Raw genomic sequence first — 26,302 nt, 5'->3', positions numbered from 1 at the left:
TCTTCTAGAGAATTCAGTCATTAATCAATCTTGTAAGAGTGGATATTCGTCAAAAAGTGCGGGGTTCCTGCTTTTATTTTACTTCTGCCTGCTGAATCACCTTAATGATATTCGTCATCGCATCAGATGTACGATAAGTACGCATATTCTGAATGTATTTCTCTTGGTTCCGATCAAGATCATGGATGGCATGCAGCAAACTGGATGCCGTCAGATCCTCAGCAAGTAAGACACGGGCATAACCAGAAGCCTCAAACGACCGGGCGTTAATGATCTGATCTCCGCGGCTGACTTTATCCGAAAGAGGGATCAGCAGCATCGGCTTATGAAGCGCCAGAAATTCGAAGATAGAATTCGAACCGGCTCTCGAAATGACCAAATCCGCTGCGGCCATCAGATCAGGCAGTTCCTCCTGCACATATTCAAACACGTGATATCCATCAGTGACTGGAGCCCCCGTCTGCTGTCCTTTACCGCAAATATGAATAATTTGATAATCAGAAATTAAGTCCGGAATAATTTGATACAGGGCATCATTCAAGTTCTTGGCGCCCAAGCTCCCTCCCATAAAGAGCAGTACGGGTTTATCATCAGAGAAACCGAGCCGGCTTCTGCCACGCTGACGATTGCCATCTCTCAGCTCCTGCCTTATCATTGCCCCTACATGAACCACATTTGGTCTCCTAAGCTGCGCTGCTGCTTCCTGAAAGGTCGTGCATACATAATCTGCCCAGGGAAGTGCAATGCGGTTAGCAAGCCCCGGAGTAAGATCGGATTCGTGTATAACAATAGGAATACGCAGTATCCTCGCAGCAAGCACCACGGGTACGGATACGAATCCCCCTTTGGAGAACACAACACCTGGCTTGATTTTCTTCAAATATTGATAGGCTTCTCTTACACCCTTGAGCACACGCAGGGAATCTTTTGCATTTTCGACACTGAAGTATCGGCGAAGCTTCCCTGTTGCGATTCCCTTGTATTTCACACCTTCCATCCTGCCGATCAATTCAGCTTCAATCCCTTGTCTTGAACCAATATAATGAACACTGTAGCCTTGCTCCTGGTAATACGGAATCAACGCCAAATTAACCGTGACATGCCCCGTAGAGCCCCCGCCGGTAAATACAATTTTTTTAGACTTCATGAACACAACTCTCCTGTCACATTGCGTTAGCCCGCTGTTTATTAGATAATATTCACAACTGGACACCCATATCCTTTTATCGTTACATATACAATCAAACCGTTTTGGAGAAAGCAGGTACAACAGCATGCAAAACAAGGATACGAACCATCCGCTCGACCAAAGAATTGATCGTAAGAATTCAAGCTCTGTTAAATGGAACGGACTTCAGTCTCTGTTCAGCGCACCCGATGCCATCCCGCTATGGGTTGCCGATATGGACTTTACAGCACCTGAGCCCGTGCTCAAGGCGCTTCGTGATATCGTAGATCATGGCATACTGGGATATGCTATGCCTGCTCCATCATTCAATGAATCTATCGCTGCCTGGATGGACAAGCGACATGGCTGGAAAATCGAGCCGGAATGGCTCGTATATACACCAGGTATTGTCCCTGCATTGAATATAGCGATTGAAGCCTTTACTGAACCAGGTGACAAAATTATTATCCAACCTCCAGTATACGGTCCTTTCCATAAACTTGCCAAAACACATGGCAGAGAGCTGGTAGAGAATCCGCTGATTTACGAGCAGGGTGAGTATAGAATGGATCTTACACACCTAGACCAAATTGCCTCACAGGATGGAGTGAAGCTGATCGTTCTATGCAGCCCGCATAACCCTGTAGGCCGAGTATGGAGTCGTGAAGAATTAAATGCCGTGATGGAAATTGCTGTGAAGCACGATATGATCGTGATCTCGGATGAGATTCATTCTGATCTTGTATTTGATTCACGGAAGCACATTCCTTATGCTGTCTTATCTGAAGAAGCCAAGATGCACTCCATCATCTGCACTGCTGCCAGCAAGACGTTTAATATCGCAGGTCTGCATACGTCCAGTGTCGTAATCGCCAACAAAGAGCTGCGTTTGAAATTTAAGAATATGGTTGATAAGCGCTCGATGGGCTCCATGAATATCTTTGGAATCGCCGCTACGGAAGCAGCTTACCGGGAAGGCGAGCCCTGGCTTGAGAGCACACTTGAATATATTCATGGTAACCTCGAGTACGTGATCAACTTCTTCAAGACTAACATTCCAGAATGCCAGGTTTCCATGCCTGAAGCTACGTATTTGCTATGGATTGATTTCCGCAGCCTGGGAATGGAGCACAAGGAGCTGTTTGATTTCCTCGTGACCAAGGCGGGACTCGTGTTTAGCAGTGGAACAGACTTCGGCAAGGAAGGCGAAGGCTTTATGCGAATGAATGTGGCTTGTCCTCGAAGCATGCTGGAAGAGGCCATGCAGCAGCTGCACCAGGCCATGCTTAATCGATAATCAGCCAGTCAAGCGGCAGAGAGCGTCATGACCGACACAGGTCATCGGGCGCTCTCTTTTTTTATACATCCCTCTCGCTACCCCCTATGATCTGCGAAGAGATTATAGTCGTTATAAGAGCACATCATGCAACCATTTATTTTAAACAAGCATATATCGAACCTATTTTCCTAATTTGTGAGTTATGAAATTGATTCTGCAAGAACACAATTTTGCTCTTATATCACTTTTTTGCAGCCGTATTTCCTCTGAAAAACACCCCAATGCCATCAAGTAGTAGAATATTACGCTCTTTTTATGCACTTCCGCAAATATTTACATTAAGTTTGTTTAAAACAAAATATTGACAATGTAAGCGCTTGAATTTAGTATCTATTTACATCGGACCTGTTCATTAAGGTTCATTTGAGTTTAATGTCGTACATAACTAGGGGAGGAATTGAACCATGGGAATGAATAATCCCTTGGCGGTGAAACAAACCGTACAAACCAAGAGCAAGTTTCACTTTTTAAAAAGAGAGATTATACGTAATAAATATGTATATCTGATGCTTGTTCCCGTTCTCTTGTTCTACCTTATTTTCTGTTACGGACCGATGTACGGAATACTGCTGTCCTTCCAGAGCGGGTATAGTCCTGCTAAAGGGATCATGGGCGGCAATTGGATTGGATTTGAGAATTTCACGATGTTCTTTGAGAGCTATAATTTCTGGCGCTTGATGGGCAATACCCTAATTCTGAGCGTGCTAAGTCTCGTAATCGGTTTCCCTGCTCCGATTATTCTTGCACTATTACTGAATGAGGTTCGTAATCGCTACTTCAAGAATGCAGTGCAGACGGTCAGTTATTTACCTCACTTCATATCCGTTGTCGTTGTCGTTGGTATGCTCAAGACCTTCTCTTCTTTGGACGGCGGCTTATTTAACATCGTCCGCGGCTTCTTTGGCTTTGAACATATTATGTTCTTCACAGATAAGGACATGTTCAGACCGCTGTACATTCTGTCTAATGTGTGGCAGGGCGCAGGATGGGCATCCATTCTCTTCCTCGCAGCACTAGCCGGAATTAACTCTCAGCTGTATGAAGCAGCCAAAATGGACGGTGCCAACCGCTGGAGACAGCTCCTGCACATCACGCTGCCGGGTATTATGCCCACGATTGTCGTGCTCCTCATCCTGCGTATGGGCAGCATTATGAATGCAGACTTTCAAAAAATTCTATTAATGCAGACGGCAGCCACTTATGAGACCTCTGATGTCATATCGACTTTTGTGTACAGACAAGGGATGCTGCTTGGGGATCAAGCCTACTCCACTGCTATAGGTTTGTTTAATTCAATCATTAACTTTGCCCTCTTACTCGGCGCGAACTATATCAGCCGCAAAGCTAATGAAACCAGTCTGTGGTAGAGAGGTGTGCATAAGATGAAAAAATCATTTGGTGAACATATTTTTGACAGCATCAACTATATCTTGCTCATTCTGATTATGCTGCTGTGCGCGTATCCGATGCTCTACATCTTCAACTCTTCCATTAGTGATCCGGAACAGCTGCTGGCCAGCCGCTCACTCATGCTGATCCCTGAAGGTTTATCTTTTGAGGCCTACTCCAAAGTGTTCCAGAATCCAAAGATCTACAGTGGTTACTTAAACACATTGTTCTATGTGATTGTTGGTACTGCCCTCAACCTGGTGATGACTACACTAGCAGCTTATGCGCTGTCGAGACCTGACTTATACGGACGCAGCTTCTTCATGAAGCTGATTACATTCACTATGTTCTTTAGCGGAGGGATGATCCCAACCTTCCTGCTTATTCAAAATTTAGGTCTGCTGGATACAAGATGGGCAATGATCCTTCCGGCAGCAATTAATACGTTCAACTTTATCATCATGCGTACGAATTTCATGAACATTCCGCTTGGACTGATTGAATCCGCCAAAATTGACGGGGCCAATGACTTCAGAATTCTTCTGCAAATTGTCGTTCCATTATCTAAACCGATTCTTGCTGTAATGACCCTGTATTATGCGGTAGACCACTGGAATGATTTTATGGGTCCGCTTCTCTATCTAAGATCACAGGAGCTGTATCCGATTCAAATTGTGCTGAGGGATATTTTGCTCAGCAATAGCACAGAAGCCATGGGTTCTGCGAACGATACCGGATTTGCAATCGGTGAGAATATCAAATATGCAACGATTATTATCTCTACGCTTCCGATTCTGATGATCTATCCTTTCATACAGAAATATTTCGTTCAAGGAGCACTCATCGGAGCCATTAAAGAATAAAGCTGGCGCATACCCATCGCTTATTTGCTGCCGCTTTAATCTATAGATAATCAAGGAGGGTTCATATGAAAAAGTTCTTGTCCTTAATGTTAACCGCGGTGATGACTACGGGACTATTAGCCGGCTGCGGAGGGTCAGAGAGTGCAGATGGTCCTGCGCCTGAAGAAGGCGAGCAAGCCATTACGGAAATACCACTTCCGATCGTTGAAGAGCCGATGACGATCAACTATTGGCGTGCAAATGATGCCAAGATTGCTTCTGGCAACGGATTTACAGATGTGAAGGCTTATCAGGAGAAAGAAAAAAGAACCGGCATCAAAGTAAACTTCACGCATCCTCCCCTCGGACAGCAAAAGGACCAGTTCAACCTGCTCGTTACAGGAAATGAGCTGCCTGACGTAATCTATTACAACTGGGCTGACGTATCTGGAGGACCAGAGAAGCTGCTCGCAGACGGAAGAATTATCAAACTGAATGAATACATTGATCTCTATGCACCTAATTTGAAGAAGATTATTGAAGAGGATGAGGTTGTCCGCAAACAAATCTCACTAGATGATGGGACCATCTTCATGTTCCCCTATCTTCGTACGGATGCAGTAAAGCTGAATGCAACGACGGGTATAGTTCTTCGTAAGGACTGGCTTGAGAAACTGAATTTGAAAACGCCTACAACGATTGATGAATGGTACACGGTGCTGAAGGCTTTCCGGGAAGAGGATCCAAATGGCAATGGCAAGAAGGATGAGCTCCCCTTCACTGCGAATTGGGGTCCCGGCAATATGAGCAAATTGTATGACTTCGCACCTTCCTTTGGGGTTCTTGGCGGTTTCCAGCTTAACGGAGATACGGTGGAATACGGTCCCATTCAGCCAGGGTTCAAAGACTTCCTTGAGACCATGCAGAAATGGTATGCGGAAGGTCTAATCGATCCTGAAATTATGACCAATGACGGTAAAGCATTTGACTATAAAATAACCAACCATCAAGCTGGGGCGTATTACGGTGGTGTATTCAGCGGTATGGCGAAGTATCTTAATCTGATGGCAGATGATCCAGAATTCGATCTTGTTGGAGCTCCTTGGCCTAAGGATGCTGAAGGCATCTCTCGCAGTACCTTCCGTTTCGATACGAAAGTCCTCACGTATGGAGAAGCCATTACAACTTCTGCGGATGAAGACAAAATTAAAGCCATCGTACAGTGGATGGATTACAATTACAGTCCTGAAGGTCACGATCTGTTCAACTTCGGTATTGAAGGTGAAAGCTATACTGTCGAGGGTGACAGCATTAAATTTACCGATACCATTCTTAAAAATCCAGATGGCTTGACTTACGATCAAGCACTGGCTGGTTATGCGCTGTCCATTATGGATGGACCGATGAATCAGGATACACGTTATTTGGATGGTCTGATGGCATTTGAGCAGCAGCAAGAAGCCAATAAGGTCTGGATGGAGGCCGATTACTCCTTGGCACTTCCGACTCTGCGTAAAACGGAGGAAGAGGCGCGAAAAGAAGCCCAGATTATGGGTCAGGTAACCACTTATCTGGATGAAATGATGACCAAGTTCATCTTAGGCGACGAACCCCTCACGAACTTTGAACAGTTTGTAGAAACGATTAAGGGTATGGGAATTGAAGAGGTCATCAAGATCAATCAGGATGCCTACGAACGCTATCAAGCACGTTAATAAACAAAGGGTTATCAAAAGGGAGCAGCCGGAATTCCGGCTGCTCCCTCTTATAATTTGCTTCTATTTATGAATAAGCTGAATTCTTAATTGTATCAAAGAAATTGGTATAAGCTCCTGCCAGCTGACTTAAATGCGCTACAGATTTCTTAACGTCTGTTACCTCCAAGCCATGGCCAGCATCTGCAATTTTAATAATATCCAATTGAGTTGAGGCATATGCTTCCAGCTTAGCTCTGCTCTCCTCACTGAACAATGAATCCTTTGTTCCGTAAATAACGAGTCCTGAAGAACGTACAATATAATCCAGCGTACCGTCAAGCGGAGTAAGAAATAGATGCGAAATGTGCTGAGCTTCAATATGCTGTGAAGCATAACCTGCCAGTAATGTTCCCAAGCTCTTGCTTACGAATACCAGCTTGTCGTAACCTTCACTGTAGTGCTGCACGGTCTCTAATACTTCCTCCTCAAGAATTGATCGCTGCTCGCGCTCAAGAGCAACACGAGCGCTTTGAAACCCGTATTCCATTAACAATACATCCAATCCTTGTTCAATTGCGCTCTGAACAGCATAATGCAGAACGGGCAGTTCACAGGAGTAGTTCTGTCCAGGGAGAAAGATAACAAGTGTGTCTGAGCCCTGTGTCGTTTGTCTGATCCGTACATCTGTACCCCAATATGATTCTTCATAAAAAGTATGATGTTCCACGAACTACACCTCGCTTTCCACAATATCACAACCCATTATATCGCAATCTGGAAAATAATAGAATCCATTTTATTAAACAACATAAATGAATATAATCGAATGCAAGGAGGCATCTGCTTCGTGAGCAGATGCCTCCTTTTAGCCAATGCTATATTAGTTATAATTTCAAATACTCTTTAATTCCGTCTGCAATGCTTTGCGCAACTCTGTCCTGGAAGTCCTCATCAAACAAGATTGCTTCTTCTGCTTTATTCGATAAGAAACCGACCTCGAGAAGGGCTGCAGGCATATCTGTGTTCCGCAGTACAGATAAATTCGCTGATTTTACTTTCCGATCCTTAAGCCCTGTTGCCTTGATCATATGCTTATGAATAATATCCGCGAGTGCTTTATCTTCACTTTTCTTATAATAAGTCTCGGTGCCGCTGGCAGAAGGAGATCCCGCGACCGAATTTGCATGAACTGAAATGAAAACATCTGCATTTGCATTATTCGCTATCTCTGCCCGCTCCACAAGCTCCGGATACGTATCGCCATCTCTCGTCATGATGACTTCGATACTCGAAATATTCTGGAGCAGAGCTTCAATTTTCAAGGTGAGTGACAAGGTAAAATCTTTTTCAAGTTTACCTGTTATTCCAACTGCTCCTCCATCATGCGCTCCATGTCCCGCATCCAGAACGATGATTTTTTTGCCTGAACCTGTATTATTACCTGTTCCCGTTCCTGGTGTCTCAGGCAATGGCGTCTCCGGTATTACAGGGTCTGGATGATTCGTATCGTGATTCAAATCGACGATCAGAAGGCTCCCCTCTTGTGTCACCTTGTATCCGGTAACCTCGTTCATATCCAATACGATTCGAACGGTTGAAGGATCTGTACTGAATAGAGCGTATCGAATCTGTGATACCATCGGATAATCCGTGACTTGTATGGAACCCGATGCTTGTGCATTCAGGTCGTTACCAAAGTTTGCAGCAAATTCCGTATTCGGTAGATCAACGACAATGCGATCCGGTCCACTCATGGTAAACACTCTCGGGGTGACCGTACTGCTAGTTGCTACGAGCAGCCTGTTCTCGCTGAAACTAATCCCAGATATCTGTGCAAGCCCTTGATTGATCGTTCCCTCTTCGCCTTGTCCCGCATTGCCCGATCCTGCTGGAGGCTGACTTCCTCCTCCTGAACCGGTAATTTGTTTCAAGCTAGCTGTCTTCGTCTTGTTATCCCAGCCTACATGCAAGCCAAACTGCTCACCTACGAAGCGCAGCGGCACAAGCGTTGTCTTGCTCTTGATGACAGGCGCATTATCGAGAATAACCGACTGGTTGTCCACCAGAGCATTCTTATCATTGATGACCATCTTGATGACGGTGCCATTTTGCTGTATTGTGACCGTTCCTGTCTTCTGTTCCCAACCGACTGTGTATCCCATTTCTTCGGCAACCATACGGATTGGAATCATTACTGATTTATTAATGATCTCAACCTTGGAACTGTCTGAACCGCCGAGCTTCTTGTCATTCAGATAGATACTCGCTTGTCCATCCTCCGCATGACTTAAACCGGGAAGCACCCACAACCCTACAAAAAACAACATAAACAGCAAAATCCTCTTCAAACTCTCACACATCCTTTTGGTCGTCTTGTAAAATCACCAGCATCCTGCATCCTTTTACATCATCTACTATTAAAAACGCGATTTAGCATGATTTGTTGCATGATCCGTTCTTTATTTTTCGAAGTTTAGAAAGACGAAGTAAATACTACATTTATCGGTTAATTACCTTCATTTGTGAAGAAACGGTAGATTTCATAGCCGAGCAATCCGCCTATGACGTTCAAGAACAGATCATCAACGTCTCCTGTTCCGACTCTCAGCAGCATTTGAGCGGTCTCCAGCAAGATAATAAGTGCAGTAAATAGCAATAGAAATTTGGAGAAGCTCCACCTGCTCGGAAAGGCAGCGGGGATTAAATATCCAAAAGGAATGAACACGGCGACATTGCCGACTAAATTAATGAGTGTGTCTAATAGATTACGTGCTGACACATTCGCCAAATATTTTGATATCGTATGAAAAGGAACCATATTATAGCGGTAATCGAGGTGGACCGAGCGATTAAAGCCTGCAAACATGAAATATAGGAGCAGCAAACTGTATGTTATAAGAAGAATACGTACCATGGTTGTCCGTTGCACGATGCCGCACCTCTTGACAGTATAAGATTTAACGACAACATTCCCGAAAACTGCTGAATTTTCCTGCCTATGCTCTATCATAGACGAATTACAATATTTTGCCAATTGATTCAGACCATTTTTTCTATTTCTTTTCGAGAAAATTAGACATGAAACAAATACATGTATCATTTCTCGTCACCAGCACCATATTAAAACACGATTGAGAAAATATATGTGACACGGAGGAGGAAGCTTCTTAGATGAGCAGCTGCAAAGAAAGCGCAAACGATCAAGCCAAGAGCGGGCAAAACCTTAAATGGTGGCAGCTGTCTCTGCTTGGAGTAGCTTGTACCATTGGTACAGGATATTTTCTTGGTTCTGCACTTGCCATTAAAATAGGGGGACCTTCTGTTCTCCTGACTTTTCTGCTGGCTGCCGCAGGAACATATTGTGTATTCGATGTGCTCGCACAAATGACCGCTAATTCACCGGAACAGGGATCTTTCCGATCCTATGCCAAAAAAGCCTATGGGCGCTGGGCAGGCTTCAGCAGTGGTTGGGCTTATTGGTGCTCTGAGCTGCTCATTATGGGAAGTCAGTTGACTGCACTCTCCCTGTTCTCCCGTTTCTGGTTCCCCCAAATTCCTGTATGGATGTTTGCTTCTGGATTTGCAATATTGGGACTCATTGTAGTGATCATTGGAAATAAGCTGTTTGATCCACTGGAGAGTGTAGCAGCCGTTATCAAAATCGCCGCAATCCTCATGTTCATCGTTCTCGGAGCTGCAGCCTTATTCGGCTGGCTGTCGGGAGGCATAGAGCCGCAAATGCCGGTATCTGTCGGCACCTTATTCCCTAACGGTCTGACGGGCGCATGGGCAGCGCTTCTATTTTCGTTCTATGCTTTTGGAGGAATTGAGGTCATGGGGCTCATGGCACTCCGATTAAAGGAGCCGAAAGAAGCGCCAAAAGCCGGCAGAACGATGATCCTACTGCTGGCGATCATATACATTATCTCGTTGTTCCTGGTCGTATCCATCGCGCCATGGCGTGGTTTTGGTACGAAGGAAAGTCCTTTTATCCAAGCTTTGGACACATATCAACTTCCTTTTGTACCACATATTATGAATGGGGTCCTAATCGTTGCTGGGTTTTCTACGATGGTTGCATCCCTGTACGCGGTAACGACCATGCTCATCACGCTTGCACAAGACAAAGACGCCCCTCCTCTTTTTGCCAAAAAGGTGAAGAAGCGTTTCCCGGTTTACTCGTTTGGAATGACTGCAGCAGCACTATGTGCATCCATCGTTCTGGCACTGCTGCTTCCAGGCACACTGTACGAATATGTCACTACGGCCGCTGGCCTGATGCTTCTATTTAACTGGACTTTTATCCTTATCACCGCCGGCAAGCTTCTGAAGCTTACTACATTTGGACAGATCAAGAGATACGGTGGCATCCTTCTCATCCTGCTTGCCATAACAGGAACATTGTTTCATAGCACAAGCCGGCCCGGTTTCTGGATCAGTTTCTTGTTCATCGCCTGTATTGGGTTGATTACCTGGTTTATGCACAGCAAGATCTGGAGTGAAAAAGGAAACAATAATCAGAAACACAAGACGGATAAACATCTCATTGAACAGTTAAAGAAAGATCGGCATCGCTTCCCTGCCCGTGTCAGAAAAGCAAAACAAAATCGATAAAATGCGATAAGCCACAGTCAATCACGAACGACTCTATGCTTCAGATAGAACATCAAGGCTGCCCGGTCGATATCCGAAAACTGAAGAGGATTCTGTTCCATCATGGAGGCTATATTCTTTACGTTTATCCAGGCCGGGTTCAGCGATTCATCTCCTGCTTCGAGGAGCTTTCCTTCCGCCTTGCATATAAAATACATTCCTATCGAATCAATGGGGCCCTTCGTTGTTTGATGGGCACAAAAGGGCTCGACAACCTCTACTTCAAAGTCAGGATTAATACCGGTCGTGTCGATTCGCTTGGAAGCGCCCTCAATGCGAGTCACCTTAAGCCCGGTCTCCTCTTCCACTTCCCTGATCAGCGCTTGATAAATCGGTTCGTACAGCTCGATTCTGCCTCCAGGGAGTTCAAGACATTCCTGCCCGGGTTTGTTCCGGCTCTGAATAACAAGCTCAGTTCCTTGCTTGCTGTCCCGCTCAACAAAAGCTCTTGCGTTGACGTAGAACATGGTCATCCTCCTTCTCGAGATATTCTCTAATCATCCAGCTTCCATAACCTCGAGTCTTTATTTCGTATAAATACAGCGCTCTTCTGCTTGATGGCTCGCTCGTACAAGTCCATCTCAAAGTCGCCAGCTGAACGTGACAGCTCGATATAGCGTATTGCTGTGTTATTCTGGACAAAGACAAGCAGTGTTATGGAGTCTGAATATTGAACAGCATCAGGCACTTCATCCATATTGCGAACATCAATTGACGAAGGATCTAGATAAGGACCGAATATGTACAGCTCTTCCCAAGAAAATGGGGTTAGTTCTTCTAATTCAATACGATCTCCAGCTTGAGCTCCGGTTAACCTGCTTACCAACTCAGCATCGTCGAAGGGACGCGGACTTTCAATCCAATCCCATAGGAAGATGAATAAGGTTATCAACCATAATAACATATATATCCACTTTTTCATGTAATGGTTCTCCCCTTATATGTTAAATTTTTTAGTAAAAACGCAAACACACCTGCTACCTGCTGTCTTATTGTGATGAGAAATGGAGTTTACTTATAGGACTTGTGTAACCTGAAATAAATAGCATTCATAATTTTTTCACGAGTAAGAAAATACAAAAAAAGACGGATCCCTGTTCGGATCCATCTTCTCTCATCTCAACATATTGGGTTAGATTACAGCAAGCCTGCATACTCCAGTCCTCTACGGATGCCCTTCTCGTCTACCGAGCTTGTCACATGATTGGCATAGGATTTAACCTCATCGTTCGCATTCCCCATGGCAATTCCAAGTCCGACATAAGACAGCATTTCCACATCATTCAAGCCATCGCCAAAGGCAACAACCTCTTCCTTGGATCGTCCGATATGCTTAAGAACAGCCTCGATTCCCTTGGCCTTTGAGCCCCCCGCCGGAATGACATCCATTGCGTACTTATGCCATCTGACAAAATGAAGATCGTCATAACCTGCTTCCTTTGCTGTGTACAAATGCTCTTCATGCTCCTGGCAGTATAAGAGTGCTTGGTAGATTGGTGCTTCCTTCCAGTAACCTGTCTTGTACCCCGGTACTTCAACTTGAAGCGTTTGAAAGGAAGCGGCTATGAACTCGTGAAGCTCCATATTGGAGAATCCAGCCTCTGCTCCCTGCATGACAATGGGATGATTGTGCGACAGGGCACTGTTCTCTAGTCTCTCAAGCGTATTTGTGTGAATAGGGTGTGAATATATCATCTCACCTTTATAAACAACATAAGATCCATTAAGACTAATGAAGGAGTCAATACCCAGCTGGGACATGTATTTCGTAAAATAATAAGGTGCTCTTCCGGTCGCAATAAAGACATCTGTCCCTTTGGCCTTCAATTCGTTGATCGCCTCGATCGTATCTTGTGGTATTACCTTCTCATCATTAACTAATGTTCCATCGATATCAAAAAATACTACTTTATAGGTCATGATTGTAACATCCTCCATCGCTGTGCTAAATACAATTTTCTAATTATTGCTAGATGTAAGGCAAATGCACGGCTATTTCCTTCCGTAATCGGCCTTAATCTCTCCCCACGCTTTGGTTTCCCACTTCAGTATTTTATTATTGTAAGTATGAGTGGCAAGCCATTTCTCGGCCCGATCAATCATATCCCAAATCTGCTGGGTGGAAGTATCCCGCTTCAGTGTCGTTGCAGCCTTCTTCTGCCTGACCCACTTCATTGCATTCACAGAATCACTATAAATAGTCTTGCTGCTGCCCTGCTGCTGTAAATACGCCAGAGCATGTACAATGGCAAGGAACTCTCCAATATTATTCGTCCCATTCGGAATAGGACCCACACTAAACAAGACATCTCCTGTCCGGGTGTCTACACCCTTATACTCCATCGGTCCGGGATTGCCTCTTGTTCCTACGTCCACAGATATACTATCGTAATCGATTTCAGAGGCAATTGCCTCAGCAGATGCCCCCTTGCTGCTGACACTGCCTTGAGATTTGCCCGCGGTGTTACCCCATATGCCTTTCCATCCGCTTGTATAAGCTTTTTCAGCCTCTGCCTTGGATTCAAATGCTTTATATTTTGCACCGGTCACTCCGTTCACCTGCTGCTGGCATGCTGGCCAGCTGGTATAGATCCCGGGTGTTTTTCCTTCCCATACCACATAATACTTTTGCTTCGCCATATTTTCCTCCATATCATTCCCTAACGCGTTATTATCTACAATACCTTCTTACAGCCTTGGATGCAAAAAAAAGAACACCTAAGTTCCAGAAGTTATTGAACTCGAGTGTCCTTATATGACCTATCACCTAGATAATTTAAGCATTTGGTTCGCTCCACGCTGAAATTCGTAAGATACATTAACTAGCTCACTCGTCCATCCTTCTCTATCTACATATGAAAGGACTTCATCTAGTAATGGATATCTCCTGCCATCCAGCTGAATAATGGGATAAATCCGAATTTCCTCTTCAGCCACTCTCATCATCTCTTGTAATGTATCTAGATGAAATTGAAGAGACAAACGCTCACCATACATGAACAAAAAATGTGCACTTAATATCAGATCAAACTGCTTATCTTGAAAGGGTAACTGAGGAAGTGCCGCCTCTATGTAATTCTCTGGATTTGCTCGCCTATCTGTTGTACTTAAGCCAAGAGCATGGGTTCGATGGTCTAAGAGATCGGCCAAATTGGAAAAATAATTCCATTTGTACTGATCCTGAGCCTTAGACATTTGCTCCATCGCATGTTTGATATCTTCTTTGCCTTTGGCATACAGGATATCCCATGAATAAGCATAGGCAATGTCCACGGATTTCGCCTTACCTCCACGTTGATTCGCAACAGCCGTAAAGGAACAAGCTCCGCCTGGACAATCCAAAATACGCTTTGATGCAATGTCATCGTTAGAAATTTGAAACATGTGTTCATATTCTTCATATGAACGCCCAATAAATATAATACGATTCAAGTCTAGGCCACTGTTCTTCATACTTCGCTCAGCTCACGATATGTTTGATGCCATTGGCAGTATTAATATCTTTCAACTCAGGAACAACAAATTCAGGCACAACCCAATGCCGCTCTAATTCATCCAGCGGAATCCATTTGTACACGTAATCTTTGTTCGCTCCTGCAAACTCGCATGTCTTTTTGAAGATCGGATGCTTAAGGGGAAGCTCTAACAGGAAAAACATTCCTGACTCATGAATTTGTATCGTCGGAGAGATCGGCAATTCAATCACATTCTCGATCAGCCATACCTGCTGTTCACTGATGACAGGCACACCAAGCCATTCATATATCATCTTACCAATCGTGTACTCCGGAGAATCATCAGCCTCTACACTGCCTCCAGGCAAAAACCAATAAGGCTGGTTTCGTTCTCTTTGCAGCAGCACTTTGCCTTCGTGAATGATTATTCCCCCTGTTGTTGTGTGATATTGAATCGATTCATGTTCATAGGATATCATCATCACTATTCCTCCTTAAATACAAAGCGACTGAATGAAAATCGGGTCCTTTTGTCCCACACCATACATAGCTTCTCTCAAACCCGTTCTATCCATGCCTACAGTAAAAGACATTCGTAAATATAATAACAAGCCTGGTCAGGGAATAGTTTGATTTTTTCAAAATTTATTTTTATTTTTTTATGTAATTGCTTGAATCAATTTCATATTATGAAATTGATTCAATTGCTGAGATACTAAATAAAAAGAAGCAGTGCACTATTGCATCTGCTCCTTTATCTAGGTACCATTCATTCCGGCTGTCTCAGGGTAATGTGAAATATCCGCATGAAGCATGACTTCAGGCTTGTTCTCTTCATCAAATACAATCTTGCACAGGGAAACAGGGTGAATATAAGGCAAATCCCATAACGTATCAAGCGAGCGCTGCTCGATCCATGTCATCAGCAGCTTAACCACTACCGTATGGGTTACGATAAGAATCGTCTTTCCCTGATTTACGTTTAGAATATGCTTCAGTTCTTGCTGCGCTCTGGTCATCGTTTCGATGTAGGTTTCTCCACCGTCTGCAGCGAACACTTCCGGTTCCTCCCAATATTGCTGGTACTTCACCGGCTCCTCCACTTTCAGCTCGTCTCCGGTTCGGCCTTCCCATAGCCCCAGATTCATTTCCCTCAAGTTATCCGTTAGATTCATAGGTATCTCGCGGCCGCCGCGGATCAGCTCTGCAGTATGAACTGCTCTGCCGCTTGAGCTTGTGTAGATTGCATCAATAGGCTCCTCAACGAGCGCTTCACCGAGCCAGCGTGCTTGACGGATTCCGAGCTCCGTTAACGGCGAGTCTTGATGTCCCTGCATTTTGCCCAGCACGTTCCATTCTGTCTGTCCGTGCCTTACGATGTATATCGTCGTAACTGACATATTGTTCCTCCATTTAGTAGGTTCTATCTTCTAATTCCTTCAGTCTGCGTTCGACGACCACAAACAGGAGCAGATTGAACATCAGCATAAGTCCGACCAGAATGCCAAAGCCCTCCATACCGCGAACAAACCTGGATACAAACAAACCGATAATAATATAGAAGATACCTATTCCGACCATCCAGACTGCACTATAACGATTGGCTTCCTTCCACATGCGTTCACTTTTCATGGAACGATTCGTCCGATAACCATAAATGTGGTTCATTCGTTTAGGAGGTCTGATTCGCATGAATAGTCCTAGAATGATAAATATAACCCCAACAAAGCTAAACACCACAAGATTCTCCACATCCATAGGCACCCTCCTTTTCACTGCTTAAGTTAGAGGAGCTCTTTGCTGAACTTTGCCGTCAATTATCTACTGGATAACTGCATAGGCGATAACTCCATTTTAGCATGAAGCTGCCATTACCAGAACCTCTGTTAATCATTTATAACGCTTGTTATATCTATATCGGGCATGTGTATCCTAATCAAATCCAATGTTTCGTAAATGAGCTCCGACAGCAGCTCGATGGACTCTTCCATAGGCAGCTGCCACACCATATTCATCCGATGTTCCAAGTTAATTGGTTTGATGCTCATCTGCTCATAAATTTGCCGCACACTTTTCCATTTTCCCGGATGATACATTCGGTTTAATCCGCACAAAATGGACAGCAGCTTATCTTGGTTTCGAAGCTTCCCTTCTATTACGTATAAATGATCACTTCGTTCCATATAGGATGCTTTAAGCACGGGCTCGGGGAAAAAATCGAGATTTGATTTTATTAAAACAGTTGCAAGTTCCTCTGGATATTGACTCAGCCTAGCCTTCCAGCCTTTGATTAATCCCACAGGATCATATAATGTTCTAGCCTTAAGGAGGCCAGTCGCAACCGTATGAGTGTTCAAACTAATATCATAATCTTCTAGCAATGAATCCAGCTTACGACAGACAAATCTTTCAGAGAAATATACGACTTCACATTTGATCTGATGCACCCAATAATTGACGGCCAGAACTTCTTCCGTTACAGCTATGATCTTGCCCTGACAGATCTGAAGATCTTGATCTACATACTTTTTTAACTGATCAGAAATGGTGTTTTCTACATAGGCGATAATATCAATATCTGAGGAAGGATAGACAAACCCGGAAGCAACTGAACCTGTAACAGCAATCGCTTTAATATCAGGCACATGATTCTTTATGCTCTCTGACTTCTCTTGTGCTATGGCAAATAAATAACTATGCAAGTCCGATTGAATCATTCTGCACGCCTCCTGTTCAGCAGCATCATTCTACATCCGTGTCAGAAGAACGAAGAAGAACATCGTCACGCCCGGTCCAGCCCATACGAGACCAAAAAGCCTTTCCCGCCTCATTCGAGTCGAGCACCATAATATGCGCACGCTGTATGCCTGCTTCCCGCAGTAATGCTATAGCATGGCGAACTAAATTTTTGGCAATGGATTGTCCCCGAAATCCAGGCTCCACTGCTAAATGATACAGATATCCTCTTCTTCCGTCATGACCGGAGAGCAGTGTTCCAATGATCCTTCCATTGTTCACCGCTACCTGACTGAAGCCTTGATTCCGCTCGAGGTACAGCTGTATAGACTCCCTGGAATCCGCACTACTGAGTCCCATCCCTTCTGTCCTATTCCAAAGAGCGAAGCTCTCCTCATAGTCTTCTATTACCATCTTACGAAATTCAATCATATTAAGCTTCCTCCACTGTTATGCTGTCCAGGTCAACCATCTCTTTAAGTGCATACGGAAAAAGGGGTTCACATAAATTCAAAATGGCTTTGGCATACAGCTGTATTTCTTTTTGAGCATCATGCATCAGACGTTGGTTCAGGAAATGACACACGGATTGAAGAGATGCCGTCCAATACCAGCGGATGTACATTCCGTATGAAGGCAAGAACAGTCTGGCCTGCTCGGCACACACCCCTCTCTTAAGTGCTTCCTCATATTTTTGTACCCCCAGCTCTATGTAATCTATTAACTCCTGAGTCAGCTTCGTTCCTTCTTCGGTCGTTAGCGGTGCTCCGCTGCCTTGCTTAGAATTCTCCGGTGCACTCCTCCACTCATGATGTTGTGGAATGTAGAATTCCGGTTCTTCTGTTATGTACCTGCGGCTGGATTCATTCCAGGCCTCCATACTATCGCCTGTTCCTTCCATATGACTAGACCCAATAACATACTTCCACCACTGTCTGGCTACCATGAGCGGGGCATAAACCTCAAACTGAAGCATCACGTGCCGAAACGGAGAGGTATGTCCCTCCCTTGCCAGAAACTGAATAAGCCGGACATCTCGATCTGATAATGTGGTAGACTCCTTCGCATAGGATACTCTAGCCGCGTTGACAATGGTCAGGTCAGAGCCCATATGATTCACCAGCCTGACGTAGCCTTTGTCCAGCACTTGTTCAAATGACATGAATATACCTTCTTTCTCTGCTTTATCCTCACATTTTACTGGATTTCCCATTCTCGTTCCAGATCACTTTTTAAAATAAAAAAACACCTCCTTTGCTTGTACAAAAGAGGTGTTCATTCCTAGTTTTTAATCAGCACCATTTTTGATTGGAATGCTAAGCCGTTACGATATCGCGTTGTCTATAAGGGTAATCCATTTGCTTTCTGATCTGCTGGACCTGTTCATCTGGAACAAAGAGACCCAGCACATACAGACCAAGATCAATGGAAGCGGCTACCCCTCCGCCGGTAATGACATGTCCATCCCGTACCAGCCGGCATTTAACGACTTCTTTGCAATAAGGAGCAAGCAGATCATAATGGAAAGGATGTGTTGTCGCTCTCTTATCTGTCAGAAACCCAGCGGCACCGAGCAGTAACGAGCCTGTACAGGCGGATACCTTGAACTTCGTGTCTGCCGCTCCTTTAAACCAATTCATAAACTCATCATTGGATGGGAGGGTTCTTGTTCCTGATCCCCCGGGAACAAATACCATATCATAATCCTTTAAATCGGGTTTTACTTTCGTGACCTTCACCGTCATTCCATGCTCATCACTAACTTCCTGCTGAACTCCGCATATGTCCCATGTGGTGTCATTCGTTTCTGTACAAGATTTTAATCTGGAGATTACATCATAAAAACCGATAAAATCCAAAAAAGTCATGCCATTGAACACTACCATAGCTATCTTCACATCGAACACCTCTCTCAAATAATGATCTGGAAAAGGCACTACACCTTTATTATAGGTTAATTTGTATTATTTGCATCATTTCATAACTCAAAAGGTGGTTTTGAAACCTCATCAATGTACATTCACCAATGATGAGGGTCAAGAATCACCAATGGCAAAATGATCGAACCCAAGCATTCGTTGATGGAGCCTTCTACAGCAGGTCCAACTCAAAATAAAAAGGTCCGACCTCTGCTTCGCCAAGCAATGCAGTATCGGACCTATTTACTCTCCCCCACTTCCTCGGATAGGTGGGGGCACCCTTTCAAGCCGGCTCATATGCGAAGGAAACGAAATGCTCAGAGGAAGAAGCGCCAGCGTTCGTATTTGGCCTGGAATGATTACATCTTAAAATCCAATCCTATCATTCCAGGCCAAGAACGATCGTACTTGAGCATTCGTTGACGAAGCACCCAAGAGCCGGCCCTCGACGCTTCCCTTGGCCTGTATTTACCTCTCCCACTTAGGCTCAAACGGATAAGGACATGTCGCCTCCAGCACCTTCGCCTTCAATGGAATGAGACAGCCGCAATATCGGCAGGTCGTTCCATACATGAAGCCGTCACAGCTCCTGCATGCAGCAAGGCGCTCTCGGTATAGCTCGCGGCCGGCTTCCTCCTTGCCTGTATTGCTCTCGGTATAAGCCTCTTCCAGCTGCTCCAGTTCAGATGCACTGACATGAACGCTTGCGGTACAGCCCTTGCAGAGCTCCGTTTCAGATCTCGTCGCCATCTTGGAAGTCACCCTTTCTTAAGAAACGATCTTAATCACCGCCACGGAAGCGGCAGGAAGTGAGAATCGCACCGAGTTCTGTTCTACAGTGATTCCTTCCAATACTTTTGGCGCTACTTGCTCTGGGCTGCCAAAGGAATTGTGAGCATCAAGCTCGCTTGCTGTCAGTACTTGACCACTGATCTCTACTCCGCTTAAGCCTACCAGATCCAAATCTACCGTAAGGGAATCCGCATGGCTGAGATTACAAGCAGAGACATGAATATGTCCATTCGCATCTACCGATGAGGAGATGCTCAGCTGCGGAATCTCATCTGTTCCATTGGAATAGGAAGGGCTCACATAATGGGTTTGCAGCAGATGTGCGTCCTGATGCACCTTAAACATGTTAAACACATGATACGTCGGTGTAAGTACCATATTTGCACCTTCTGTCAGAATCATCGCCTGAAGCACGTTAACGATCTGCGCGATGTTCGTCATTTGGACACGATCAGAATGCTCATGGAACAGGTTAAGATTAATACCTGCTACAAGTGCATCGCGCAGTGTATTTTGCTGATACAGGAAGCCCGGATTGGTCCCTGGCTCAACCTCAAACCATGTGCCCCACTCATCAATGATGAGACCTACCTTTTTCTCAGGATCATATTTATCCATGATGGCAGAATGCTTAACAATGAGCTCTTCCATATATAATGTAGCTTTTAAAGTAGTAAACCAATCCTCTGCCGTAAATCCGGTTGCACTGCCCTTCTTCTCCCAGATGCCTGTGCCGGTTGTGTAATAATGAAGGCTCAGCCCATTCATAAATTTGCCCGCTTCCCGCATGAGCACTTCCGTCCAGTGGTAATCTGCTGTATTCGGTCCGCAAGCGATTTTGTAAACCGACTCGGAAGTGTAGTTACGTACATACGTCGCATAACGACGATACAGATCCGCGTAGTATTCCGGTCTCATATTACCGCCGCAGCCCCAGCTTTCATTGCCGACACCAAAGTACTTCACATTCCACGGCTCTTCTCTTCCGTTCTGTGCCCGCAGACTCGCCATCGGGGATTGACCCCCGTTATTCATGTATTCGACCCATTGCTGCATTTCATAAACGGTCCCGCTTCCCACATTGCCGCAGATGTAAGGCTCGGCTCCGATCAGCTCGCACAAACGCATAAACTCATGTGTGCCAAAATGATTATTCTCTTCTACTCCACCCCAATGTGTATTCAGCATCCGAGGACGGTTCTCATAAGGACCGATTCCGTCCTGCCAATGATATTCGTCGGCGAAGCAGCCACCCGGCCAGCGAAGCACAGGAACCCGCAATTCTTTAAGTGCTCCAATTACATCATTACGAATCCCATCCGTGTTCGGTATCGGTGAATCGTAACCCACCCAGATGCCCTCATATACGCAGCGTCCCAGATGCTCCGAGAATTGACCATAGATATTTTTGTTAATCTGACTCTTTCGAACATCCGTATGTACAACGACTTTAACCATGTAATTACCTCCAATTGAATTAATAAAATAATAAATCCATTGAATTGAATCATCAAACTATGTATCCATAATAAACCTAATTTTATTACTGTGTAAACGCTTATTTTAATGTTTATAGAAATTATATTTTCATTAATCCAATATATAGTGAGCCATACAACCTACTTGAAGACATATCCCCATTCTGAATCTGAATTTGCACAAAAGGATCCTGTTAATTAAAAACAGGAAAGAGTCAATTGACAAATAACGATATATCGTATAAGTTAACAGCAGTTCAGTATAATTAGAAAAAAATAACGATTTTAAAACACATTGAAAGGTGAATTTTATGTCCAGACTGCTTCCATTTTTGAGGCCTTATCTTGCGGCCAGCATCCTTGCTCCGCTTCTAATGCTGCTTGAAGTATGCATGGATCTTCTCCAGCCGCGACTAATGGCGAGCATCGTTGATGAAGGCATTATGAAAAACGATCTTGCCCATATCCGGGATACGGGACTGCTGATGATTGGAGTAGCACTGATCGGGCTGATTGGCGGCGCGGGGTGCAGCATATTTTCCAGTATCGCTTCCCAGAGCTTTGGCAAGGATCTGCGAATTAAACTGTTTGAACGTATTCAATCCTTCTCCTTTCTCAATCTGGATGTGCTGAAAACAGGATCACTTATTACCCGTCTGACGAATGACGTTGTTCAGCTCCAAACCTTTGTGCAGATGATCCTTCGTACTTTTGTCAGGACGCCGCTGCTGCTGGTAGGCAGCCTTGTAATGGCTATACTGCTCAGTCCAAGCTTGACCACGATATTGTTCGTATCCGTACCTGCACTCTTTCTCATCCTTTTTATATTGATGAAGCGTTCTTTCCCGCTCTTTACCAAAATGCAGGCCAAGCTGGATAGCGTTAATACGGTGCTTCAGGAGAATTTATCCGGCATTCGTGTAATCAAGGCATTTGTTCGTAAAGGTCATGAGCAGCAAAGATTCGGCAACGCAAATGAGGAATATACCGACGCGGCGATTCGCGCCAATCGACTGATGGCACTTAACATGCCGCTGATGACGCTCATTCTTAACTTCAGCATTGTTGCCGTATTATGGTTTGGCGGCTTGCAGCACTGGGGCGGCGGGCTCGAGATCGGTAAGCTGATTGCATTTATCAATTATGTGACCCAGCTGCTGATGTCCATGCTGATGCTAAGTAACATGCTCGCTTTTGTCTCGCGTGCCAAAGTATCGGCTGATCGGGTAAATGAAGTGCTGGAGACCCAATCCGAAATCATGAATCCTTCAGCTCCTGTCGATCCAGATCAAGCTAAGCGCGGCTGTGTTGAATTCAAAGATGTATCTTTTGCCTACAGCTCTAATGGCGGTGACCTTACATTAAGAAATATCAGCTTCACGGTTCAGCCAGGAGAGACTCTGGCCATACTCGGGGCTACAGGATCAGGAAAATCCTCGCTCGTCAGTCTGATTCCGCGTTTATATGAGGCTAGCAGTGGAGAAATTCTGGTGAACGGTGTGAATGTCCAGCAGCTTGATCTTAACTACCTCAGACAGGAAGTAGCCATGGTCATGCAGCAGGCTCTTCTCTTCAGCGGTACGATTCGGGATAATATCCGCTATGGAAATCCGGATGCTTCCGAAGATGATATCCTGCGGGCGGCAACGGCTGCTGAAGCTGATCCATTTATCCAGCAGCTGGAGCATGGATATGATACACAGCTTGGACAACGGGGGATCAATTTGTCCGGCGGACAAAAGCAGCGGATATCTATAGCCAGAGCACTCCTCACCAATCCTTCCATATTAATTCTGGATGACAGCACCAGTGCAGTAGATTTGAAGACGGAGGCTCGAATTCAGCAGGCTCTAGAGACCGAAATGAAGAATACGACAAGGCTGATTATTGCTCAGCGGATCTCATCCGTCATGCGGGCAGATCAGATTCTTGTGCTGGACCAAGGGGCCATCGCTGCCATGGGTACTCATGAAGAGCTGATGCTGACGAGCCAAGTCTATCAGGATATTTATCGCTCTCAGCGTAAGGAGGAATCATCTTATGTCTGATAAGCAGCCGTTGAACAAACCTGCTTTTGCCATGCCTGGGCCGGGACCCCGAGGGCCTGCAGGCGGACAGCCCGCCGGCTCCATCAAAGTAAGACCCAAAAATACAGCTGCAACCATCAAGCGAATATGGAATTATCTGAACAAGCAGCGGTCTGCCTTGCTTATCGTCTACCTGTTCACCATACTAAGCGCACTCATCGCTTTGGCTGGACCTTATTTAATCGGGGTGGCGATCGATGATTATATTGTTCCTGGAGATTATACAGGACTAATTCGTTTATGCATGATTATGCTGGCCTTATACTTGTTAGGCAGTATCGTTACCTGGATTCAGTCATATGTCATGACCAGTGTATCGCAAAAAACGGTACTTCATCTTAGAAATGATCTCTTCGGCAAATATCAGGACCTCCCGGTTCAATTCTTTGACACTCGGAACAATGGTGAGCTGATGAGCCGGGCGACGAATGATATCGAGAACGTGTCCAACACACTGAATCAAAGTGTCACTCAGCTGCTGAACAGTCTCGTTACCCTTATCGGGTCCTTAGTGATTATGCTCAGCCTGAACGTGCCGCTAACACTCGTCGCACTAATCAGCATTCCACTCGTCCTGATCTCAACCCGTCAGATTGTGAAGTACACCCGTATTTATTTTAAGGGACAACAGCAGCAGCTCGGCCAGTTAAACGGCATGATTGAAGAAACGATCAGCGGTCAAAAGGTCGTCAAGCTCTACCGGCGGGAAGAACAAGAAACCGTACGATTCAAGGACATTAGCGAACAGCTTAACAAGGTTGGAATTAAGGCTCAGATCGTATCAGGTATGATGGGCCCCTTCATGAATGTCATCAATAACTTAAGCTTTGCGCTTATTGCTGCTGTAGGCGGATGGATGGTGTTTCAGAATGAGATGGTGTCTGTCGGGATTGTTGTGAGCTTCCTGAACTATTCCAAGCAGTTTGGCCGACCGATCTCAGAGCTTGCCAATCAGTATAACCTGATACAATCTGCGGTAGCTGGGGCTGAGCGAGTATTTGAGATTATGGATCTGAAATCTGAGTATGAGGATGAGCAGGATCACGCCAAGACCCCTACAAATATCCAAGGCTCTGTTAAGTTTGATCAAGTAAGCTTCCATTACAAACCGGAGAAGCCGATTCTAACGGACATCAGCTTTGAAGCTCATCCCGGAGAGAAGATCGCCCTTGTTGGACCGACTGGAGCAGGCAAAACGACCATCGTCAATTTGCTTACCCGCTTTTACGAAACAGCGAGCGGGGATATCTTAGTGGATGGCAGATCAATTCGTTCGCTGGATAAGAAGAATCTTCGCAAGCAGCTCGGTATGGTGCTGCAGGATGCGCATGTGTTCTCCGGAACGATTCGAGATAACATCGCCTTTGGCAGATTGGATGCAACAGATGAAGAGATCCAGCAGGCAGCCGTAATGGCAAATGCCGATCCATTTATCCGCAGATTACCGGACGGCTACGATACGAAGCTTAGTGCAGAAGGCGGCAACCTAAGTCATGGTCAGCGTCAGCTGCTCACGATCGCTCGAGCTATACTTGCGAATCCGGCTATACTGATATTGGATGAGGCCACGAGCAGTGTCGATACTAGAACCGAGATGTATATTCAAGAAGCGATGAAGACGTTGATGCAAGGCAGAACCAGCTTTGTAATTGCTCACCGTCTCAGTACGATTCAAGATGCCGACCGTATTCTTTACATGGAGAATGGATGCCTTGTTGAGCAAGGAACTCATGAGGAGCTGCTCGCAATCGGACCGGAAGGCCGTTATTACAAGCTGTTCACCAGCCAATTCCATCAAGCCATCTGACATATAAGCTCTATAATTAAGTTAGATTCATAGCGCATCACATAAAAAAGCACACGCTCTGCAGATCTTCCTTGCAGAAACGTGTGCTTCTTTAATTATCAGTTTACATTGCAAAAACCAATTATATGGTTACAGAAACACCGGAGTGATCAGAGACGATCGGGCTGTCTTTGCCATCAAGAACAACCTTGGAGGACTTAACTGCAAGCTTACGATTACTGAATACATAATCAATACGCAGCTTCTGCTTATTATTCTCCCAGCCGGCGATGGCTTTGACAACGGTATAGCCCTCATCCTTCTCTTCTGCCAGCTCGTAGCAGTCATGCCACCCGCTCTGTGTAACATAATCGTAGCCTTCGCCTTCCAGATGGGCTGCATTATTAAAATCACCCATAATGAATGCCGGCTGACCCTTCACCTTCTGCTTGAGCACATCCAGTGAATTATCCCATTGTCCTCTGAAGGATTCGTCATCATGCCACCAGCCATAATGACCATTCACAAACCAGGTTTCTTCTCCCGAGATGACCGTTTTGATCCCTAATATTTTGCGGGTACGGTAATTCTCATAGTCCCTCATTTCGGAAACATAGGCTTCAAAAGCATCAAGGATCGGAGTCTTCGATAAGAAAGCTAGCCCTTCATCATACTTCTCAAATCCTACATGGATCGGAATATACGTCCAGTAATATGCTTGACCGATCTGTTCGCGCAGTACATGTGCATAATTGTCGGCCTTCACCAACGCTTGATCGTCTGTAACATAGAACGGAGACAGATCGTCATCAGATAACGGTGCCTCACGCTGTGACTGATTCACTTCTTGCAGCGCAACGATATCAAAATCCTCTGTGCGAATGAATTCGGCCAGCTGATCCATCTTGGTCAGCTGATCCTCCTCCATCCAGGCATGCGTGTTCAACGTTAGAATCTTCAA

The 26,302-nt window shown here is 45.1% G+C and carries 26 protein-coding genes; 7 read left to right on the top strand and 19 right to left on the bottom strand.

What is annotated here, in order from left to right:
• Positions 1-73 precede the first annotated feature (73 nt).
• On the bottom strand, positions 74-1,147 hold the full coding sequence (locus tag ACFSVM_RS04470) for an undecaprenyldiphospho-muramoylpentapeptide beta-N-acetylglucosaminyltransferase (RefSeq protein ID WP_076311737.1): 1,074 nt from the start codon (positions 1,145-1,147) through the stop codon (positions 74-76).
• A 127-nt stretch (positions 1,148-1,274) separates the two neighbouring features.
• On the opposite strand from ACFSVM_RS04470, the gene ACFSVM_RS04465 reads away from it, so the two are divergent.
• The 4 genes from ACFSVM_RS04465 to ACFSVM_RS04450 all read left to right on the top strand — a co-directional run bounded on the left by ACFSVM_RS04465 (position 1,275) and on the right by ACFSVM_RS04450 (position 6,453).
• Positions 1,275-2,465, top strand: a complete 1,191-nt coding sequence (locus ACFSVM_RS04465; RefSeq protein WP_076311738.1) for a MalY/PatB family protein — start codon at positions 1,275-1,277, stop codon at positions 2,463-2,465.
• Positions 2,466-2,911: 446 nt separating this feature from the next.
• Positions 2,912-3,874, top strand: a complete 963-nt coding sequence (locus tag ACFSVM_RS04460) for an ABC transporter permease (RefSeq protein WP_090723450.1) — start codon at positions 2,912-2,914, stop codon at positions 3,872-3,874.
• A gap of 15 nt (positions 3,875-3,889) precedes the next feature.
• Positions 3,890-4,759 carry a carbohydrate ABC transporter permease gene (locus tag ACFSVM_RS04455; RefSeq protein ID WP_076311740.1) on the top strand — a complete coding sequence of 290 codons (870 nt, stop codon included), beginning with the start codon at positions 3,890-3,892 and terminating at the stop codon, positions 4,757-4,759.
• A 65-nt stretch (positions 4,760-4,824) separates the two neighbouring features.
• Positions 4,825-6,453 (top strand): extracellular solute-binding protein, encoded by a 1,629-nt coding sequence (locus ACFSVM_RS04450; RefSeq protein WP_076311741.1) that lies wholly within the window; start codon positions 4,825-4,827, stop codon positions 6,451-6,453.
• 67 nt (positions 6,454-6,520) lie between these two features.
• On the opposite strand, the gene ACFSVM_RS04445 is transcribed toward ACFSVM_RS04450, so the two are convergent.
• From ACFSVM_RS04445 to ACFSVM_RS04435, 3 genes are all read right to left on the bottom strand, one after another.
• On the bottom strand, positions 6,521-7,162 hold the full coding sequence (locus tag ACFSVM_RS04445; protein ID WP_076311742.1) for a hypothetical protein: 642 nt from the start codon (positions 7,160-7,162) through the stop codon (positions 6,521-6,523).
• 157 nt (positions 7,163-7,319) lie between these two features.
• The gene (locus ACFSVM_RS04440) at positions 7,320-8,783 is read right to left on the bottom strand and encodes an N-acetylmuramoyl-L-alanine amidase family protein (protein ID WP_256209576.1); all 1,464 of its coding nucleotides are present in this window, start codon (positions 8,781-8,783) and stop codon (positions 7,320-7,322) included.
• Between the two features lie 158 nt (positions 8,784-8,941).
• Entirely contained in the window at positions 8,942-9,364 is a 423-nt protein-coding gene (locus ACFSVM_RS04435; protein WP_256209577.1) for a VanZ family protein, read from the bottom strand.
• A 242-nt stretch (positions 9,365-9,606) separates the two neighbouring features.
• Here ACFSVM_RS04435 and ACFSVM_RS04430 point away from each other — a divergent pair, with 242 nt between their 5' ends.
• Positions 9,607-11,049 carry an amino acid permease gene (locus tag ACFSVM_RS04430; protein ID WP_090723453.1) on the top strand — a complete coding sequence of 481 codons (1,443 nt, stop codon included), beginning with the start codon at positions 9,607-9,609 and terminating at the stop codon, positions 11,047-11,049.
• 17 nt (positions 11,050-11,066) lie between these two features.
• Here the strand turns inward: ACFSVM_RS04430 and ACFSVM_RS04425 are convergent, their stop codons facing one another.
• The 14 genes from ACFSVM_RS04425 to ACFSVM_RS04360 all read right to left on the bottom strand — a co-directional run bounded on the left by ACFSVM_RS04425 (position 11,067) and on the right by ACFSVM_RS04360 (position 21,448).
• Positions 11,067-11,555 carry an NUDIX hydrolase gene (locus tag ACFSVM_RS04425; RefSeq protein WP_076311745.1) on the bottom strand — a complete coding sequence of 163 codons (489 nt, stop codon included), beginning with the start codon at positions 11,553-11,555 and terminating at the stop codon, positions 11,067-11,069.
• A 26-nt stretch (positions 11,556-11,581) separates the two neighbouring features.
• On the bottom strand, positions 11,582-12,010 hold the full coding sequence (locus ACFSVM_RS04420) for a hypothetical protein (protein ID WP_090723454.1): 429 nt from the start codon (positions 12,008-12,010) through the stop codon (positions 11,582-11,584).
• Between the two features lie 215 nt (positions 12,011-12,225).
• Positions 12,226-13,008: a Cof-type HAD-IIB family hydrolase gene (locus ACFSVM_RS04415; RefSeq protein ID WP_090723456.1), complete on the bottom strand. Its 783-nt coding sequence runs from the start codon at positions 13,006-13,008 to the stop codon at positions 12,226-12,228.
• Between the two features lie 72 nt (positions 13,009-13,080).
• Positions 13,081-13,728, bottom strand: coding sequence for a ribonuclease H (rnhA, locus tag ACFSVM_RS04410; RefSeq protein ID WP_090723458.1), 648 nt, complete (start codon positions 13,726-13,728; stop codon positions 13,081-13,083).
• 123 nt (positions 13,729-13,851) lie between these two features.
• On the bottom strand, positions 13,852-14,472 hold the full coding sequence (locus tag ACFSVM_RS04405) for a methyltransferase domain-containing protein (RefSeq protein WP_379260650.1): 621 nt from the start codon (positions 14,470-14,472) through the stop codon (positions 13,852-13,854).
• 76 nt (positions 14,473-14,548) lie between these two features.
• Positions 14,549-15,025 carry an NUDIX domain-containing protein gene (locus ACFSVM_RS04400; protein WP_076311750.1) on the bottom strand — a complete coding sequence of 159 codons (477 nt, stop codon included), beginning with the start codon at positions 15,023-15,025 and terminating at the stop codon, positions 14,549-14,551.
• Positions 15,026-15,301: 276 nt separating this feature from the next.
• The gene (locus tag ACFSVM_RS04395; protein ID WP_090723460.1) at positions 15,302-15,943 is read right to left on the bottom strand and encodes a histidine phosphatase family protein; all 642 of its coding nucleotides are present in this window, start codon (positions 15,941-15,943) and stop codon (positions 15,302-15,304) included.
• A gap of 13 nt (positions 15,944-15,956) precedes the next feature.
• Positions 15,957-16,301 carry an SdpI family protein gene (locus tag ACFSVM_RS04390; RefSeq protein WP_076311752.1) on the bottom strand — a complete coding sequence of 115 codons (345 nt, stop codon included), beginning with the start codon at positions 16,299-16,301 and terminating at the stop codon, positions 15,957-15,959.
• A gap of 128 nt (positions 16,302-16,429) precedes the next feature.
• The gene (locus ACFSVM_RS04385; protein WP_090723462.1) at positions 16,430-17,260 is read right to left on the bottom strand and encodes a nucleotidyltransferase domain-containing protein; all 831 of its coding nucleotides are present in this window, start codon (positions 17,258-17,260) and stop codon (positions 16,430-16,432) included.
• A gap of 25 nt (positions 17,261-17,285) precedes the next feature.
• Complete coding sequence (locus ACFSVM_RS04380) at positions 17,286-17,711, bottom strand: GNAT family N-acetyltransferase (RefSeq protein ID WP_076311754.1); 426 nt, start codon at positions 17,709-17,711, stop codon at positions 17,286-17,288.
• A 1-nt stretch (position 17,712) separates the two neighbouring features.
• Positions 17,713-18,441 carry an FAD-dependent thymidylate synthase gene (gene thyX / locus ACFSVM_RS04375; RefSeq protein WP_090723850.1) on the bottom strand — a complete coding sequence of 243 codons (729 nt, stop codon included), beginning with the start codon at positions 18,439-18,441 and terminating at the stop codon, positions 17,713-17,715.
• A 154-nt stretch (positions 18,442-18,595) separates the two neighbouring features.
• Complete coding sequence (locus ACFSVM_RS04370) at positions 18,596-19,177, bottom strand: DJ-1/PfpI family protein (RefSeq protein WP_090723464.1); 582 nt, start codon at positions 19,175-19,177, stop codon at positions 18,596-18,598.
• A 489-nt stretch (positions 19,178-19,666) separates the two neighbouring features.
• Positions 19,667-19,948, bottom strand: coding sequence for a DUF6171 family protein (locus tag ACFSVM_RS04365; protein WP_090723465.1), 282 nt, complete (start codon positions 19,946-19,948; stop codon positions 19,667-19,669).
• Positions 19,949-19,966: 18 nt separating this feature from the next.
• Entirely contained in the window at positions 19,967-21,448 is a 1,482-nt protein-coding gene (locus ACFSVM_RS04360; RefSeq protein WP_090723467.1) for an alpha-N-arabinofuranosidase, read from the bottom strand.
• 331 nt (positions 21,449-21,779) lie between these two features.
• On the opposite strand from ACFSVM_RS04360, the gene ACFSVM_RS04355 reads away from it, so the two are divergent.
• Together ACFSVM_RS04355 and ACFSVM_RS04350 are read left to right on the top strand one after the other, a co-directional pair.
• Positions 21,780-23,516 carry an ABC transporter ATP-binding protein gene (locus ACFSVM_RS04355; RefSeq protein ID WP_090723469.1) on the top strand — a complete coding sequence of 579 codons (1,737 nt, stop codon included), beginning with the start codon at positions 21,780-21,782 and terminating at the stop codon, positions 23,514-23,516.
• Positions 23,509-25,362 carry an ABC transporter ATP-binding protein gene (locus tag ACFSVM_RS04350; protein WP_090723471.1) on the top strand — a complete coding sequence of 618 codons (1,854 nt, stop codon included), beginning with the start codon at positions 23,509-23,511 and terminating at the stop codon, positions 25,360-25,362. The genes ACFSVM_RS04355 and ACFSVM_RS04350 overlap by 8 nt, the downstream gene beginning before the upstream one ends.
• A 121-nt stretch (positions 25,363-25,483) precedes the next feature.
• Here the strand turns inward: ACFSVM_RS04350 and ACFSVM_RS04345 are convergent, their stop codons facing one another.
• Positions 25,484-26,302, bottom strand: a complete 819-nt coding sequence (locus tag ACFSVM_RS04345) for an endonuclease/exonuclease/phosphatase family protein (protein ID WP_379260644.1) — start codon at positions 26,300-26,302, stop codon at positions 25,484-25,486.

Origin of the sequence: Paenibacillus shunpengii, from assembly GCF_042684905.1 — a bacterium.
Taxonomy (GTDB): Bacteria; Bacillota; Bacilli; order Paenibacillales; family Paenibacillaceae; genus Paenibacillus; species Paenibacillus shunpengii.
This window is presented reverse-complemented; position numbering and strand designations above follow the sequence as displayed.

Bases quoted from the DNA above. Each gene is read 5' to 3' on its own strand.
- ACFSVM_RS04470 (WP_076311737.1), bottom strand. From the start codon at position 1,147: ATGAAGTCTAAAAAAATTGTATTTACCGGCGGGGGCTCTACGGGGCAT.
- ACFSVM_RS04465 (WP_076311738.1), top strand. From the start codon at position 1,275: ATGCAAAACAAGGATACGAACCATCCGCTCGACCAAAGAATTGATCGT.
- ACFSVM_RS04460 (WP_090723450.1), top strand. From the start codon at position 2,912: ATGGGAATGAATAATCCCTTGGCGGTGAAACAAACCGTACAAACCAAG.
- ACFSVM_RS04455 (WP_076311740.1), top strand. From the start codon at position 3,890: ATGAAAAAATCATTTGGTGAACATATTTTTGACAGCATCAACTATATC.
- ACFSVM_RS04450 (WP_076311741.1), top strand. From the start codon at position 4,825: ATGAAAAAGTTCTTGTCCTTAATGTTAACCGCGGTGATGACTACGGGA.
- ACFSVM_RS04430 (WP_090723453.1), top strand. From the start codon at position 9,607: ATGAGCAGCTGCAAAGAAAGCGCAAACGATCAAGCCAAGAGCGGGCAA.
- ACFSVM_RS04425 (WP_076311745.1), bottom strand. From the start codon at position 11,555: ATGTTCTACGTCAACGCAAGAGCTTTTGTTGAGCGGGACAGCAAGCAA.
- ACFSVM_RS04420 (WP_090723454.1), bottom strand. From the start codon at position 12,010: ATGAAAAAGTGGATATATATGTTATTATGGTTGATAACCTTATTCATC.
- ACFSVM_RS04415 (WP_090723456.1), bottom strand. From the start codon at position 13,008: ATGACCTATAAAGTAGTATTTTTTGATATCGATGGAACATTAGTTAAT.
- rnhA (WP_090723458.1), bottom strand. From the start codon at position 13,728: ATGGCGAAGCAAAAGTATTATGTGGTATGGGAAGGAAAAACACCCGGG.
- ACFSVM_RS04405 (WP_379260650.1), bottom strand. From the start codon at position 14,472: ATGTTTCAAATTTCTAACGATGACATTGCATCAAAGCGTATTTTGGAT.
- ACFSVM_RS04400 (WP_076311750.1), bottom strand. From the start codon at position 15,025: ATGATGATATCCTATGAACATGAATCGATTCAATATCACACAACAACA.
- ACFSVM_RS04395 (WP_090723460.1), bottom strand. From the start codon at position 15,943: ATGTCAGTTACGACGATATACATCGTAAGGCACGGACAGACAGAATGG.
- ACFSVM_RS04390 (WP_076311752.1), bottom strand. From the start codon at position 16,301: ATGGATGTGGAGAATCTTGTGGTGTTTAGCTTTGTTGGGGTTATATTT.
- ACFSVM_RS04385 (WP_090723462.1), bottom strand. From the start codon at position 17,260: ATGATTCAATCGGACTTGCATAGTTATTTATTTGCCATAGCACAAGAG.
- ACFSVM_RS04380 (WP_076311754.1), bottom strand. From the start codon at position 17,711: ATGATTGAATTTCGTAAGATGGTAATAGAAGACTATGAGGAGAGCTTC.
- thyX (WP_090723850.1), bottom strand. From the start codon at position 18,441: ATGTCATTTGAACAAGTGCTGGACAAAGGCTACGTCAGGCTGGTGAAT.
- ACFSVM_RS04365 (WP_090723465.1), bottom strand. From the start codon at position 19,948: ATGGCGACGAGATCTGAAACGGAGCTCTGCAAGGGCTGTACCGCAAGC.
- ACFSVM_RS04360 (WP_090723467.1), bottom strand. From the start codon at position 21,448: ATGGTTAAAGTCGTTGTACATACGGATGTTCGAAAGAGTCAGATTAAC.
- ACFSVM_RS04355 (WP_090723469.1), top strand. From the start codon at position 21,780: ATGTCCAGACTGCTTCCATTTTTGAGGCCTTATCTTGCGGCCAGCATC.
- ACFSVM_RS04350 (WP_090723471.1), top strand. From the start codon at position 23,509: ATGTCTGATAAGCAGCCGTTGAACAAACCTGCTTTTGCCATGCCTGGG.